A 14,745-nucleotide genomic window follows, 5' to 3' on the forward strand; every position below is an offset into this window, starting at 1 on the left:
CCCAAGCCGCCGGGACGGGCAAGAGGCGCGTTCGGGGTTGTCCACGTGGAAAGGCGGAGATAGGCTCTGCCGCGTGACGATGCTCCCCCGCCGCTTCGCCCTGACGCTGGTTTCGCTGGCTGCTCCATTGCTCGCCCTAACCGCGTGCAATCCCGAATCGGATGCGGGCGTCGAGCCGCCGCCCGCCGCAAAGATCGACCCGAGCCCGCAGGCCAAAACCAAGGCAGCCGAACTGGCCAAGCGGGAGGACGCGCAACTCGCCTGGCTGAAGACAACACTCGACAAGCCCGAGCATGCGCAGGTCTATTCTGCCGCGATCGGACAGGCGCGCGGCCGCGCCGAACATTGCCAAGACCAGCACTGCATCAACCGCGCCCTGAAGCGCCGCGAAAGCCGTCTCAACTTTGCCGAGGGCAAGCACGCGCGTATCCCTTTCCTGCCGTTCCCGTCGGGGCAATTCGCGCGGGGAGAAGCGGGCTATTCCGGCCCCGTGCGGATCGTCCCGCTGATCGACGGCAAGGCGATGTTGGTCATCTCGCTTGCCTTCAAGGGCCGCCGGTCCTGCACGCTGGACGGCGTCATGAGCCGCGACGACGACAAGCAGACCTGGACCGTCGCCTCGCTGGAAGAAGGACTGCCGATGCTGGTCTTCACCCCCAGCGGCAAGGACGCCTTCCAGCTGTCCTATGCCGAAGCCGGGCACCAGCCGCACACGGATGATTATTGCACGGCGGGCACGAGTATCGACGGACGCTATACTCTGGCGAAATGAAATGGCTTTAGTCTCCATTTAACACACGGCTGCTAAGCCCCGCCGCATGACTGCACGCATCCTCGTCGTTTTCGGCACGCGCCCGGAAGCCATCAAGCTGTTCCCCGTCGTCCATGCGCTCAAGGCCGATCCCCGGTTCGAGTGCGTGGTCTGCGTCTCCGCGCAGCACCGCCAGATGCTCGATCAGGTGCTGGAGATCGCCGGGATCGTGCCTGACCACGACCTTGACGTGATGCAGCCCGACCAGACGCTCGATGCGCTGACGGCGAACCTGCTCACCGGGCTGGGCAAGGTGATGGACGAGGTGAAGCCAACCCGCGTGATCGTGCAGGGAGACACCGCCACCGCCATGTCGGGCGCTCTCGCGGCCTATTACCGCAAGCTGCCGGTCGATCACGTCGAGGCAGGGCTGCGCAGCTACAACATCTACCATCCGTGGCCCGAGGAGGTGAATCGCAAGATCATCGGCGCCATGGCGAGCCTGCACTTCGCGCCCACCACCACCAGCGAGGCTGCCCTGCTGCGCGAGAACGTGGCGGCCGACCGCGTCCACGTCACCGGCAATACCGTGATCGACGCGCTGCATTGGGTCACCGCCGAGATTGAGCGTAATCCCGCTCTCGCATCGGGCCTCGCCGACCTCGAAACCCGCTTCGCAGGAAAGCGCATCATCGGTGTCACCAGCCACCGCCGCGAGAACTTCGGGGAGGGCATGGAGCAGATCGCGCAGGCCATCCGCGAAATCGCATCGCGCCCCGACACGGCGGTGATCTTCCCCGTCCACCTGAACCCCAACGTGCGCAAGGTGATGAACGAGCGTCTTTCCGGCCTCGACAACGTCGCCCTGATCGAGCCGCTCGACTACCCGCACTTCGCCCGGCTGCTGGCGATCAGCGAGATCATGCTCACCGATTCGGGCGGCGTGCAGGAGGAAGCCCCGGCCCTCGGCAAGCCGGTACTGGTGATGCGTGAGACCACCGAGCGGCCCGAAGGCGTCGAGGCGGGCACCGCGAAACTCGTCGGCACCGATGCGCGCCGGATCGTTACCGAATTATCAACCCTGCTCGACGATAAGACCGCCTACGAGGCCATGGCGCGCGCCCACAATCCGTTCGGAGACGGGCAGACCTCGCGCCGCATCCTGGAGCTGCTTGCGAATGAAATCTGACAAGAGAGCTTGTCCTGCTCATTACGATGCTCCGGGACGGAGTCGATTTTGGCCCAGCGCAAGGCGCGAGGAGGGCGCAATGCCGGTACATTGTGCCCGACGAGCAACGCAGCGATGGGCCAAAATCGGCCCGCCCCTTCGGGGTTTTGCTGGGAAGCCTGCTGGCGTCGTCATGACGCTTGCACGGGGCAACCAGCCCGGGCTGCGCGCCATTCCTAGCCAGCAGGCTTCCCAGCAAAATCACGGAGCATCGTAATGAGCAGGACAAGCTCTTCACCTTCGGTCTGCGTCGTCGGCCTCGGCTACATCGGACTTCCCACCGCCGCCGTGATCGCCCGTTCGGGCAGCAAGGTGCTGGGCCTCGACGTGTCGCAGAAGGTGGTGGACACCATCAATCGCGGCGAGATCCATATCGAGGAAGTCGATCTCGACGGTCTCGTGCAAGGCGTGGTTTCGCGCGGGCTGCTCTCGGCCTCGCTGGAGGTGGCGCCCGCCGACGTCTTCGTGATCGCGGTGCCCACGCCGTTCGAGAAGGACGAGAAGGGCGATCACGCCCCTGACATCTCGTATGTCCTCGCGGCAGGCCGCAAGATCGCGCCGGTGCTCAAGGCGGGCGACGTGGTGATCCTCGAATCGACCTCGCCGGTCGGCACCACCGAGAAGATGCGCGACATGATCGCGCAGATGCGCCCAGACCTGAAGATTCCCGGCCTGACGCGCGAGACCCCGGACATCTCGATCGCCTATTGCCCCGAGCGCGTCCTGCCCGGCCGCATCCTCGAGGAACTGACCAACAACGACCGGTCGATCGGCGGTATCACCCCGCGCTGCGCGCGCAAGGCGCTGGCGTTCTACAAGCGCTTCGTACGCGGCGAATGCGTCACCACCGACGCCCGCGCGGCCGAGATGACCAAGCTGGTCGAGAACGCCTACCGCGACGTCAACATCGCCTTCGCCAACGAACTGTCGATCGTCTCGGATCGCATGGGGCTGGACGTGTGGGAGGTGATCCGCCTCGCCAACCGCCACCCGCGCGTCAACATCCTCTCGCCGGGCCCGGGCGTCGGTGGCCACTGCATCGCGGTGGACCCCTGGTTCATCGTCCACGGCGCGCCCGAGGAAACCCCGCTGATCCGGACCGCGCGCGGCGTCAACGACGGCAAGATGCACCACGTCATCGCCAAGGCCGAAGCGCTGATCGAAGCCCATCCGGACGCGCGGATCGCCTGCCTCGGCCTGGCGTTCAAGGCCAACATCGACGACTTCCGCGAGAGCCCGGCCCGCTTCGTCGCCAGCCGCATCGCGCGCAAGTTCGGGGAGCGCGTTTCGATCGTCGAGCCCTATGCCGCCGAATTGCCGATCGAGTTCACCGACACCGGCGTCACCCAGATCGACATCGACGAGGCGTTGGAGACTTGCGAGATCCTGATCGTGCTGGTGGACCACGACGTCTTCCGCGTCGTGCCGCTGGCCGAACGCGCGACCAAGCTGGTCTACGACACGCGCGGCATCTGGGCCGACCAGCCCCGCGTCGTGCGCGAGGAAGCGGCGAAGCTGGCTCTGGCGAGCTGAGCCTCACCTCCTTCGTCATTGCGAGCGCAGCGAAGCAATCCAGGGCAGTCCACCGCCGCCCTGGATTGCTTCGCTGCGCTCGCAATGACGAAGTGGGGGCCATTTGCCCCGTCATCTTGCTTGATCAAAAAAGCTGACGGTCATCCCCGCGAAGGCGGGGACCCAGCTGATGACGGTGCGGTTGGCCACTTCAGGAGATGGGTTCCCGCCTTCGCGGGAATGACGGTGCAGGGGGAGGGCGATTCGCCCCTACCCGGCAAAATTTGCCTAGCTGTTCCAAATTCTTGCGACCAAACACTTCATCGCATTTCGTCGCTTGTGGACAGTGCGACGAACCGTGCGAGAGGGACGGTGACCGCCCGGTCCCTTCGCTATCGCAGCAAGAGTTGCGCGTTATAACTCCGGTCCATGAAATTCGTTCCCGCACTCGCTCTGGCCGCTGTTGCTCTGTTCACCCAGCCGGCCATGGCCCGTCCGCTCCAGTGCGCACCTTATGCGCGGGAACACTCGGCCATCGACCTGCATGGCAATGCGGCGACCTGGTGGGGTCAGGCCGAAGGCACTTATGCTCGCGGCAAGACCCCGCTCGCCGGCTCGGTGCTGGTGTTCAAGGCGACCGGCGCGATGCCGGTGGGTCACGTCGCCGTCGTCAGCAAGATCGTCGATGAACGCCATGTGGTGCTCAACCACGCCAACTGGTCGCGCCCCGGCATGATCGAGAAGTCGGCCATGGCCGAAGACGTCTCGGCCAACGGCGACTGGAGCAGCGTTCGCGTGTGGTACGCCCCGACCCAGTCGATGGGCCTGCGCACCAGCCCGACCTTCGGTTTCATCTACGCGCCCGGCGCCGCCGACCAGAAGCCCGGTCTGCCCAGCGACACCTTCCAGGCCGCTTTCGCGCAGCTTCCCTCGCAGGGCTGATCTCTATTTATCGCCGCTGTTGCCGTCCCGGACTTGACCCGGGACCGCGGGCGCTTGTGCGCCCCGGTACCGGGTCGAGTCCGGGACGGTACAGGATGCGAAAAGCGAACGCCTCCCCTGCCGAACGCAGGGGGTACTCGGTGGCGGCCCGCTTTCGCAGCCTGATTACTTGCAGACCCTGACTTTCTTGCCGCGCTGCACCTGATAGCGGCAGGTCACCTTCTTCGCGGGCTGCTTCTTGGCAACGCCAGTCTTGCGCACGGTGGTTGTCTTCTTCACCACTGGCCTGGCGGCGGTGTGCGTATCATGCTGCGCCGTCTGCGCACCGGCCACGGACGGTGCGAAAGCGCCCAGCGCGAGGGCGGCGAGGATGGTCATGCTGGTCTTGTTCACGGGTAGTCCCTGTTCTCTGATCGGCCGGAAAGGCCGAGAGGCGTCGCACCCGCCTTGGGACCGTGAAGACACCTCCGCGCCTGAAGTTCAGGTGAACGGCAGCGGAATTTACAAGAACTTACGAAGCGTTACAGCTAACGCCGCGCGGTCATTTCGCCGGGTCTATAAGCGCCAGCCTGCGGACCGACCGCGCGGTCTGCACCACGAACACGCCGATCAGGATCACGCCCACGCTGCCGACGAACCAGTCGAAACCGGTCATTGCCTCCATGTCGCGCTGTTTGTCGCCGAGGATCAGCATCGCGAACGTCAGGGAGATGAGGATCAGGCGCAGTTCGGTCGGCCCGGCGTTGAGGTAGGACAGGCGCATCTCGCCCAGCACACGCACCGCGAGGAAGGCGTGAATGCACAGCAGCAGGTAGCCGACCATGGCGATCAGCGAGACTTCCAGCCGCACATAGGGGCTCACGCCGATGCCGAGCAGGATCAGGAAAGTCGCAATGCCGTCGCAGCTGTGGTCGAGGAAATAGCCGTAGCGGGGCCGCTCGATATGGCGAAAGCGGGCGAGGCTGCCGTCCATCGAATCGCCGAACCAGTGCAGCAGGTAACCCGGCATGCACAGCCACAGCCAGTCTTCGTCGAGCAGGCTGGTGGCATATCCGGCGAAGATGAGCACCGCGCCGACCATGCCCAGCGCCGTCAGCAGGTCCGGCTTCACCCAGGCCGGCATGCGCGCGCAGAGCCAGTTGAGCAGACGCCGCTCACCGATGGCAAGGAAGTTGCCCTGGATACGGACGGGGGGCGCAATTCGATTTTCCTGCATGGGCCCTTATTGTGACAAGCGGATGGCTTGGCAAGGTAAACCGCCGCCGTGAAGGGCCATTCCGTCGCGTCTGGCGGGGTTATTCCCCCACCAAATGCACGGCGATCTCCCGACAGTGCGGTCGGCGCCGGTGTTCGGCCAGATAGATGCCCTGCCAGGTGCCCAGCGCCATGCGTCCATCGATCACCGGGATCTGCAGGTTCACGCCCGTCAGCGTCGCCTTGAGATGCGCGGGCATGTCGTCCGGGCCCTCGTCGTCGTGGGCATAGTGCGGACCCTCGGGCGCCAGCCGGTCGAGCCAGGCGGCGATGTCCACCCGCACCTCGCGCGCGGCGTTCTCCTGGATCAGCAGCGAGGCCGAGGTGTGGCGGCACAGCAGCGTCAGCAGACCGTCCTCGATGCCGGTCTGTGCCAGCCACTCGGCCATCGCCCGTGTGATTTCGGTGAACCCGCGGCCCGGCGTATCGATGGAAAGGATGGTCGAGGCTTGTCGCATTGCGCCACGGTGCCCGCTTGCGACGCCGCTTTCAACCACGGCGCGAAAGGAAGAGGACATCCATGGACACGCAGTTCTGCAAGGTGGCGACGGACGGCCGCGTCATGACCATCACCATCGACCGCCCCGAGATGCGCAACGCCCTCCACGCCGAGGCGCATTTCGAACTGGCCGAAGTGTTCGACCGCTTCGAAGCCGACCCGGCGCTCTGGGTCGCGATCCTGACGGCTTCGGGCGACAAGGCGTTCTCGGCGGGCGCGGACTTGCGCACGCCCTCGAACAAGGACGATCCGCGTGCCTTCAGGGGCATGCCGGTCCCCGAGACCGGCTTTGCGGGCCTGACCTGGCGCTTCGCCCGGCGCAAGCCGGTTATCGCGGCGGTCAACGGCTTCGCGCTGGGCGGCGGGTTCGAGGCTGCGCTGGCCTGCGACGTCATCGTCGCTGCTAAAAGCGCCAGCTTCGGCCTGACAGAACCCAAGGTGGGCCTTGCCGCGCTGGGTGGGGGAATCCAGCGGATCGTGCAGGAACTCGGCCCCAAGCGCGCCCATGCCATGCTGCTCACCGCAAGGCGGATCAACGCGGCCCAGGCGCATGACTGGGGACTCGTGGCCGAAGTCGTACCCGACGCGCAACTCCTGGACTGTGCCCGCCGCTGGGCCGACGAGATCGCGGCCTGCTCGCCCGCTTCGATCATCGCCACCAGGGCCATCATCAAGTCTTATTACGACCTCGGCATGGATGCGTCGAACCGGGAGATGTTCGCCCTTTCCGAAGTCCGGGCGATGCTTGGCGGCCCCGACGCGCGCGAAGGCGGCAAGGCTCTTTTCGAAAAGCGGCCTCCGGTCTGGGCGGATTCCCAATAATACCGAAGTCAGGCTGCCCGGGAATTAACTTCGATTAAAGGTGCTTGTGGCAAGGATCATCGCGAGAGTGCCCCGCCCGAGGGAAAAAAATGCGGCACGGATCGAGGATCATCACTGCAGCGCTTCCCGTCCTGTTCCTGACGGGTCATGCCGGCTCGCTTGTGCTCACCGACAGCGCGGGCACGCCGGTATCGTTCGGCTGGCTGATGGCGGCCCCCATCCTGGCGGGCATGGCGTGTCTCTATCGCGGCTGGAAGGATGGTTTCGAAGGGTGGCTCCCCGCGGGCGCGGCGATGCTGTGCTGGGCAGGCGGCATGGCTTCGACTATGGTAGCGACGCTGTTTCTCGACATTGTCCATGAAGACCGGCTGAGCATGCTGCTATACGTGCTCTACGGAGTGCCGCTGATCTTTGCGCTGGCCAGTCCTGCCGACGAAAAATGGCAGGTACGCCTGGTCGACGCCGCGCTGGCTACGGCGCTGGGCTACCTTTATTACATCCACGTCGGCAGGCTGATCTCGCAGTCCCGGACGCCCGCGGAAACGGTCGATGCGCTGCAACTCATGTTCGACGTCGAGAACCTGTTCATCGCCTCGTTCGCCGTCATCCGGTTTCTCGTCCGCACCCGGCAGAGGGCGCCGTTCTTCCGGGCGATGACGGTCTACGCGGTGCTTTACCTGTTTTGCGCGGGCTACATCAATCATTACCAGTCGGCGACGCCTTATGGAGGCTGGTCTGACCTGCTTATCGACCTGCCGTTCATGGTGCTCGCCTGGCATGCCGTGGGCGAGCCTTACCAACGGGGCCTTGGCGCTGCGGGAGGTTCGCACGCGCCCAGAATGGTGCGCGCCGGCGGGCCGTTGCTGATCCCGGTGACGCTGCTCACGGTGTCGGTGCTGCTTGTCACTTACGATCCGATCATCGCAATCAGCGGCTGCGTGGGCGCATCGCTCGGCTATGGCCTGCGTACGATGCTGGTCCAGCTACGCAACTTCGAGGAACAGGACGAACTCGCCCGCCTCTCCCACGTCGATGCTTTGACCGGTATCGCCAATCGCCGCCGTTTCGACGAAGTTCTTGCCCGCGAATGGGCAAGACGGCGGGAAGGCCCGGAGCCGCTGGCGCTGCTGATGATCGACATTGACCACTTTAAGCAGCTCAACGACCAGTTCGGTCATGCGGTCGGCGACCAGCACTTGCGCACCGTGGCAGCCGTCCTCTCGGGTTGCGCCCGGCGTGACAGCGATCTGGTCGCACGATACGGCGGCGAAGAGTTTGCTGCGATCCTCACCGGCATCGATCCGCAGGATGCAGGCCTGATTGCAGAACGCATGCGCGCCTCGGTGGAGGCACTGGGCCTTCCGTCGGGGACCGGCGTGGGGGTCGTCACCATCAGCATCGGTCTCGCCTGCGCACAGGCTCTCGATACGGGGATGGACCTCTTCGTCTCTGCCGCCGACACCGCGCTCTACGACGCCAAGCGCAGCGGCCGTAACCGGGTTGCCCGCCGCAGCGTCATGCGCCTGCGCGCGGTGGAAACACCCTCGACTTCCACCGGCGGGCGTGCAGCATAAGCGTCAAGTCAGTCCAGGTTCGCCACCGTTTCCGCATCGCTTCGTCACTGCCCTGAAGAGAGGCGTTGACGTCGCTGCCGTCATCGTGCCACTAGGCCCCTGCTCGGCAGTTAATGCGCCGGAATGTGGTGTGCGGGTGTAGCTCAATGGTAGAGCAGCAGCTTCCCAAGCTGAATACGGGGGTTCGATTCCCCTCACCCGCTCCACCGGAAGTCTGAGTACCGCCTGCAAGGCGGCTTCCTGTCTCCGATAGATGAACCCTTCACCTGACGGCACGCGTCGCCTCTGCAGGCAGATCACGCGGCAGTGCGCCAGCCCATCCACCTGCGTATGCGCGGGACCACGCGGCCGAGCGAGACCTCCAGCACCGTCGCCAGCCCCAGCGAGAGGCCGAATAGCGGTATAAACACCGCCAGCGTCATCACCAGGAGCACCAGCGCCCACGAATGGCGCAACGGCGCCAGGCTTCGCGGGGCGCCTAGCTCACCGTCGGGGCGCCGCCGCCACCACAGGACCATGCTCGATACGCACAGCAGGACGAGGCCGAACAGGATGGCAAGGTTGACCAACTGATTGGCGAGACCAGCCCAGGCGCCTTCGTGGATGGCAACGCCGTAGCCGACGGTGCGGTCGATCCAGTGGCGGTCGGCGAAGCGCTCCACGCCGATCAGGCCGCCATCCGAGGCGATCTCGGCGCTGTCGCGGCGAGGGCGGTTCTCGGCCTGGCTGCGGACCTGCCATGGCGCTTCGGGAGCGGTCGGGGGGCTGATCTCCACAGGAGCGGCGAAGTCCAGTCGCCGTGCCCGGCGCACCACGGCATCGAGCGCGGCGGGTGAGGGGGCCATGTGCGCCATTGCCATGCCGTGATGCTCGGCGTGGGCCGACATCATGGCGCGCATGCCCGCGTCGTCCCGGCGGCGCGAGACGGCATCGGCGTTCGCCCCGGAGGACCAGTCCTGCCGTCCCGCAGCAGTTCCGGTGACGGTGCGGACCTGTCGGAAGTAGTCGCCCCAGGCATTGGCCCAGGGCAGGCCGGAGGCGATGAGGAACGCCGCGCCCAGCGTGATCCAGAGCCCGGTGACGGCGTGGATGTCGCGCCAGAACAGAGCGCGGCCCCGGCGCAGGCGGGGGTAGAGCACGCCGGCCAGTCTCGCCCCGCCGCGCGGCCACCACAGGAACAGGCCGGTCAGCAGCATCACCAGCGTCCAGCACGCGGCCGTCTCGACCAGCGCCGAGCCCCAATCGCCCGCCAGCAGTTCGCCGTGGAGGCGGAAGACCACGCGCATGAGGCGGTCCTCTTCCGGCACCTTGTGGAGCACCGCGCCGGTCTGGGGGTGGACCCAGACGCGCACGTCCTCGGCCCCCTGGCCGACGAGCACTTCGACGGCATCGCGCCGATCTTCGGGCAGGACGTACTTGTGCAGGACCGAGCCCGGGACCGCCGCGACGGCCTTTGCGGCGATCGCTTCCGGAGCGAGGTCGGAAGACGGGCCGGTCGCGACGCCGCGATAAGGCGCGTAGAGGGCGGCCTCGATCTGCGGTTTGAACAGGTAGAGGCCGCCCGTCACCGACAGCCACAGCACGAAGGGCACGCAGAACAGCCCGGCGTAGAAGTGCCAGCGCCAGACGGCACGATACCACCGCTCGGTACGGGTCACGCTCACAGCTTCCACCCCGCTTCGACCAGGAAGCTGCGTTGGGGGTAGGGGTGGTAGACCCAGGCACGGTCGTTGGTGATGTTGTCGACGCCCGCGCTCAGGCGCAGCTGCGGCGTCACGTCCCAGCTGACCCGCATGTCGAGCGCGAAGAGTTCGGAAGTGTAGCCGTACGTATCGCCGCGCTGCAGGCCGAACAGGTCGGTGTTGGGGCGGCTGGCATAGCGCACGCCGATCGAGAGCAGCACCGGCTCGGCCACCCGGTAGCGCACATTGCCGTTGAGCCGCCAGCGCGGGATGCGGGGGAACTGTACGCCCTCGGCCGCCGGGGCGGCGTCGTTGCGCACGGTGATCGAATCGATCCAGGCGGCGTTGGCGTCGATGTCGAGGCCTGGGATCAGGACGTCATGGGCCTCAGCGATCAGTTCGAAGCCGTACTGGCGGGTGACGTCGATGTTCTTGAAGTTCGAGGTGCTCACGCCGTTCTGGTTGAAGCCGTAGAAGGAGAATATCGTGTCCTTCACCCGCTGCCAGAACGCCGAGCCGGTCAGCTTCACACCGCCGAAGTTGTGCGCGACCAAGAGGTTGGCGTCGGTGGAGCGCTCGGGTTTGAGGTTCGGATCGAAGCTGTCTTCGTTGAAGGTGCCGTCGCCGTCGAGGCTGCCCTGAAACAGCTCCCCCACAGTGGGAAAGCGCGTGGCCTTCGCCAGACTGAGCTGGACGCGGGTGTCGGGATCGACGGCCCATTCCAGCGATGCCTTGGGCTGGAAGCCGGTGGCATGGCGGCTGTCGTAGCGGTTGGTGACCACCGCGCCAGCCGTGCTTACGCGGGCGAGGCCGCCGTCGAAGGCGCGCCAGTCCTCGTAGCGGGCGCCCAGCGTCAGGGTTACCGGATCAAGCGGCACGCGCACTTCGCCCCACGCGGCAAGGGTGCGGGTCTTGCCGAAGGTGCGGGTGGAGAACGCCTTGCCCGCATCGCTGCGCCAGTTCGCCAAAGTGTAGTTGGTGAGGTCGGTCTTGTAGAGATTCGCGCTGCCGCCGCCCGAGAGTTCGACGCCGCCGAGGCGGGCGGTCGCGGAAAGCTCGCCGGTCCACCAGTAAGTCGGTCCCTGCCGGGCGAGGCGGCCCGCGCCGTCGCTGGCGCCGTCGCTCCAGGTGCTTGAGGTGAAGCCGTTCGAGCGCAGGATCTGGTAGGTCGAGATGTTGGCCTGAACCTCCACCGCATCGGACAGCGGCGCGGCGAGCTTCAGGCCCGCCAGCAGTTCGTCCCGCACGGTGCGCGACCAGTTGGCGCCGCTGGCGGTGTAGGTCTGCCCGCCGATCGAGACGAGGCCGTCGCATACCGCGTTGCCGCTCGCGTCGCGAAGGTAGCAGTCGGGCGCGGTCTGGCTGTCGAGGTTGTGCCAATAAGCCAGCAGGAACTCGCCGGTCACGCCCGATGCGCCGTCGTAGCCGAGGCGCAGCTTGGCCTGGTCCTGCGTGGTTTCGGCGGGGCTCTGCGCGGCGAAGATCGGGTTGGTGCTGGTGCCGGGGGAACCGGCGACCGCCTGCTTCGGGTCGAGGATCGCGCCGGTCACTGCGGTCGCGGCGGCGGTGCTGGTGGAGGGCGTCAGGCCATAGAACATCTGCGGATGGCCGGTGTTGCGGAAGTGGCGGCCCGAGAGGCGCACCGACCATGGGCCGTCCTTCTGGCGAAAGCCGAACCCGGCCTCGGCGGAATAGCCGTAGTAGGTATCGTGCGTGCCGTACTGGTCGTAGGGCTGGGCCATCGCCTGCACGGTGGCGAAGGCCTCGGTCTTTTCGGGCGAGCGGGTGGTGATGTTGACCACGCCGCCCATCGAATTGCCCGCATAGCGTGCCGAATAGGGGCCGTAGACGACGTCGAACTGCTCGACCTCGCCGGGGCCGACGACGCCCCACTTGGGCGCATAGGCGAAGGAGTTGCCGAGGAAGTTGGACACCGTGAAGCCGTCCACCATCACCACCGTCCGGGCGCTCTGGGTGGAATGGGTGCCACGAAAGCCCGGCACGCCGTTGGAGTCTCCGGCATAGCGGGTGCGCACGAAGAAGTCGGGCGCGTACTTCATGAGGTCTTCGACGTTGCGGGCGTTGACGCCCTCGAACTGCTCGTCGCCAAGGCTGACCGACAACCCGCGCGCATCGAGGCTGATGTCGCGATCACGCTGGCCGACGACGAGAATGGTGGAGGTGTCGTCCGCCTCTTCGGCGAAAGCATGGACGGGAAACAGGGCAAGCGGAGCCGCGCCGAGCGCGAGCAATCTACGGAGCATGGAAAATTCACCTGAACGGCCCGCACTGGAGGCGGACGAGTAGCTGTAGGCCGCGAAACGGCCGGGCTTTTAAAGGTTCAGATGAAGAGAGGTGGCGCCTGGCTGGGCGGCCTGAACCGGGTGCCGGTCGCAGGCAGTGCGAGGTCGCGGCGCAGGATCGCAGCGACGAAGACGAAGGCCAGCGCCGCCAGCACCAGCGGCGCGAAGTCGGCGCCGGTCAGCGCTGCGCTCAGCGGGGCGAAGGCACACGGGTGGTCGGCAGTGGTGCCGCCGTTGTCCTGATGGGTGCCCTTGGCGGGAATCTCCACGGTCATCGTCGTGCCCGAACAGAGCATGACGACTGTGCCGGTCTCCGACGCGGTGGGCATGTAGCCGGTGGGGACCAGCGCCTTGAGGCACAGCGCCGCCGCCAGCAGCAATGCCGCAAGCGCCGGACGGTGCCGGAAGAAGTGCCTGATGGTGCCCACGGGCGGGTTCTTAGCGGGTCGGAAGGAGGAAGGGAAGAAGTCCTGGGGCCATCGCCCCAGACCCCTTTACCGTCGAGGGCACGCGTGCAGCTTCGTATCACGCCGACTTCGAGCCGGGAGAGATATAGCCTGCGGCGCACCAACCCTTCGTCATTGCGAGCGTAGCGAAGCAACCCAGGGCAGTCTCAAGCCGCCCTGGGTTGCTTCGCTACGCTCGCAATGACGAGGGAAGGGTCAGCCCGCAGACCAACCGATGACCGACTTCACTTCCAGATATTCGTGGAAGCCGAACTCGCCCCACTCGCGCCCGTTGCCCGAGCGCTTGTAGCCGCCGAACGGCGCGTGGAAGTCGAACCCGCCGTTGACCCAGATCGCCCCCGTGCGCATCCGGCGCGAGACGGCGCGGCAGGTGTCCAGATCCTCGCCCGAGACGTAGCCGCCGAGGCCGAAGTTCGAATCGTTGGCGATCCGCACCGCGTCGTCGATGTCGTCGTAGGGGATCACGACCAGCACCGGGCCGAAGATCTCCTCGCGCGCGATCACCATGTCGTTGGTGCCGACGAACACGGTCGGTTTCACGTACCAGCCCTTGTCCAGACCCTCGGGTCTGCCGAGACCCCCGGCGATCAGCTGCGCGCCTTCTTCAAGGCCTTTCTCGATGTACTGCTGGATGATGTTGTACTGGGACTTGGAGACGACCGGCCCCATCGCCACGTCGCTCTGCGGGTCGCCCACGGTGACGCCGCTTGCGGCCTCGGCGGCGGCGCGTTTCACATCGTCGAGGCGGGAGGCGGGGACCAGCAGGCGCGAACCGGCCGAGCAGGTCTGGCCGGAATTGCCCATCATGCCCGCCGTCGCGCCCGCGACGTTCGCCGCGAGAGAGGCATCGTCGAGCACGATCCACGCGCTCTTGCCGCCGAGTTCGAGGCCCACGCGCTTGACGGTGTCGGCGGCATCCTTCTGGATCTGCACGCCCACGGGTTCGGAGCCGGTGAAGGAGATCATGTCGACGTCCTCGTGACGGGAAAGCGCCGCGCCGATCACCGAGCCCTGGCCCTGGATCATGTTGAACACGCCTGCCGGGACGCCCGCCTTGTCGAGGATCTCGGCGAGGATCTGCGCGGAATAGGGCGCGAGTTGCGGGGGCTTTAGGATCATCGTGCAGCCTGCCGCGAGCGCCGGGAAGATCTTCACGCAGGTCTGGTTCATCGGCCAGTTCCACGGCGTGATGAGGCCGCAGACGCCGATCGGTTCCTTGCGGATCAGGGTGACGCCGCGCTGTTCCTCGAACTTGAACTCCTTCAGCACCTCGATCGCAGTGCCGAGGTGGCCTTTGCCGAGCAGGGTGTGAAAGCCGTTGGCGAGGCCCTTGGGCGCGCCCATCTCGACCATGATCGCCTCGCCGAGTTCGGCTTCGCGGCGTTCGTATTCGGCCTGGACGGCTTCGAGAAGGTCGAGGCGTTCCTTGACGCTGCTATCGCCATACGTGGCGAAGGCGCGGCGGGCGGCGGCGACGGCGAGGTCGACGTCGGCGGGGGAGCCCAGCGAAATTTCGCCGGAGACTTCCTCGGTGGCCGGGTTGATGACTTCGGCGGTTTTCGGTGTGACGGGGCTGGTCCAGCGGCCGTCGATGTAGAACTGCGTGTAGCTGCGCATGATGCTCTCTCCCATCCTCCCCGCGGGCGGGGAGGGGGACCGCCGCGCAGCGGGGGTGGAGGGGCACCATCGGATTACGAGACGTCACGTAAGC

The 14,745-nt window shown here is 66.3% G+C and carries 13 protein-coding genes and 1 tRNA gene; 7 read left to right on the forward strand and 7 right to left on the reverse strand.

Features of this window, described 5'->3' with window-relative positions:
• Nucleotides 1–73 precede the first annotated feature (73 nt).
• The 4 genes from QRN25_RS19910 to QRN25_RS19925 all read left to right on the forward strand — a co-directional run bounded on the left by QRN25_RS19910 (nucleotide 74) and on the right by QRN25_RS19925 (nucleotide 4,433).
• Entirely contained in the window at nucleotides 74–772 is a 699-nt protein-coding gene (locus QRN25_RS19910) for a hypothetical protein (protein ID WP_285020980.1), read from the forward strand.
• A gap of 46 nt (nucleotides 773–818) precedes the next feature.
• Nucleotides 819–1,940 carry a non-hydrolyzing UDP-N-acetylglucosamine 2-epimerase gene (wecB, locus tag QRN25_RS19915; RefSeq protein WP_008831252.1) on the forward strand — a complete coding sequence of 374 codons (1,122 nt, stop codon included), beginning with the start codon at nucleotides 819–821 and terminating at the stop codon, nucleotides 1,938–1,940.
• 255 nt (nucleotides 1,941–2,195) lie between these two features.
• Complete coding sequence (gene wecC / locus QRN25_RS19920; RefSeq protein ID WP_271182112.1) at nucleotides 2,196–3,512, forward strand: UDP-N-acetyl-D-mannosamine dehydrogenase; 1,317 nt, start codon at nucleotides 2,196–2,198, stop codon at nucleotides 3,510–3,512.
• Between the two features lie 408 nt (nucleotides 3,513–3,920).
• A complete protein-coding gene (locus QRN25_RS19925; protein ID WP_285020981.1) occupies nucleotides 3,921–4,433 on the forward strand; it encodes a CHAP domain-containing protein in 513 nt (170 codons plus the stop codon).
• A gap of 165 nt (nucleotides 4,434–4,598) precedes the next feature.
• On the opposite strand, the gene QRN25_RS19930 is transcribed toward QRN25_RS19925, so the two are convergent.
• The 3 genes from QRN25_RS19930 to QRN25_RS19940 all read right to left on the reverse strand — a co-directional run bounded on the left by QRN25_RS19930 (nucleotide 4,599) and on the right by QRN25_RS19940 (nucleotide 6,145).
• Complete coding sequence (locus tag QRN25_RS19930) at nucleotides 4,599–4,826, reverse strand: hypothetical protein (RefSeq protein WP_285020982.1); 228 nt, start codon at nucleotides 4,824–4,826, stop codon at nucleotides 4,599–4,601.
• 148 nt (nucleotides 4,827–4,974) lie between these two features.
• Complete coding sequence (locus QRN25_RS19935) at nucleotides 4,975–5,649, reverse strand: CDP-alcohol phosphatidyltransferase family protein (RefSeq protein WP_285020983.1); 675 nt, start codon at nucleotides 5,647–5,649, stop codon at nucleotides 4,975–4,977.
• A gap of 79 nt (nucleotides 5,650–5,728) precedes the next feature.
• On the reverse strand, nucleotides 5,729–6,145 hold the full coding sequence (locus QRN25_RS19940) for a secondary thiamine-phosphate synthase enzyme YjbQ (RefSeq protein ID WP_285020984.1): 417 nt from the start codon (nucleotides 6,143–6,145) through the stop codon (nucleotides 5,729–5,731).
• A gap of 62 nt (nucleotides 6,146–6,207) precedes the next feature.
• Between QRN25_RS19940 and QRN25_RS19945 the strand changes: the two genes are divergently transcribed.
• From QRN25_RS19945 to QRN25_RS19955, 3 genes are all read left to right on the forward strand, one after another.
• A complete protein-coding gene (locus QRN25_RS19945) occupies nucleotides 6,208–7,008 on the forward strand; it encodes an enoyl-CoA hydratase-related protein (protein ID WP_285020985.1) in 801 nt (266 codons plus the stop codon).
• A gap of 89 nt (nucleotides 7,009–7,097) precedes the next feature.
• The gene (locus tag QRN25_RS19950) at nucleotides 7,098–8,582 is read left to right on the forward strand and encodes a GGDEF domain-containing protein (RefSeq protein ID WP_285020987.1); all 1,485 of its coding nucleotides are present in this window, start codon (nucleotides 7,098–7,100) and stop codon (nucleotides 8,580–8,582) included.
• Between the two features lie 132 nt (nucleotides 8,583–8,714).
• Nucleotides 8,715–8,788 (forward strand) — tRNA-Gly (locus tag QRN25_RS19955).
• A 90-nt stretch (nucleotides 8,789–8,878) separates the two neighbouring features.
• Here QRN25_RS19955 and QRN25_RS19960 read toward each other — a convergent pair.
• The 4 genes from QRN25_RS19960 to QRN25_RS19975 all read right to left on the reverse strand — a co-directional run bounded on the left by QRN25_RS19960 (nucleotide 8,879) and on the right by QRN25_RS19975 (nucleotide 14,651).
• Nucleotides 8,879–10,240: a PepSY-associated TM helix domain-containing protein gene (locus QRN25_RS19960; RefSeq protein WP_285020989.1), complete on the reverse strand. Its 1,362-nt coding sequence runs from the start codon at nucleotides 10,238–10,240 to the stop codon at nucleotides 8,879–8,881.
• Nucleotides 10,241–10,242: 2 nt separating this feature from the next.
• Complete coding sequence (locus tag QRN25_RS19965) at nucleotides 10,243–12,528, reverse strand: TonB-dependent receptor (RefSeq protein ID WP_285020991.1); 2,286 nt, start codon at nucleotides 12,526–12,528, stop codon at nucleotides 10,243–10,245.
• Between the two features lie 77 nt (nucleotides 12,529–12,605).
• Nucleotides 12,606–12,995, reverse strand: coding sequence for a hypothetical protein (locus QRN25_RS19970; protein ID WP_285020993.1), 390 nt, complete (start codon nucleotides 12,993–12,995; stop codon nucleotides 12,606–12,608).
• A 234-nt stretch (nucleotides 12,996–13,229) separates the two neighbouring features.
• The gene (locus tag QRN25_RS19975) at nucleotides 13,230–14,651 is read right to left on the reverse strand and encodes an aldehyde dehydrogenase family protein (RefSeq protein WP_285020995.1); all 1,422 of its coding nucleotides are present in this window, start codon (nucleotides 14,649–14,651) and stop codon (nucleotides 13,230–13,232) included.
• Nucleotides 14,652–14,745 lie beyond the last annotated feature (94 nt).

It is taken from the genome of Novosphingobium sp. fls2-241-R2A-195 (genome assembly GCF_030209485.1).
Lineage (GTDB): Bacteria > Pseudomonadota > Alphaproteobacteria > Sphingomonadales > Sphingomonadaceae > Novosphingobium > Novosphingobium resinovorum.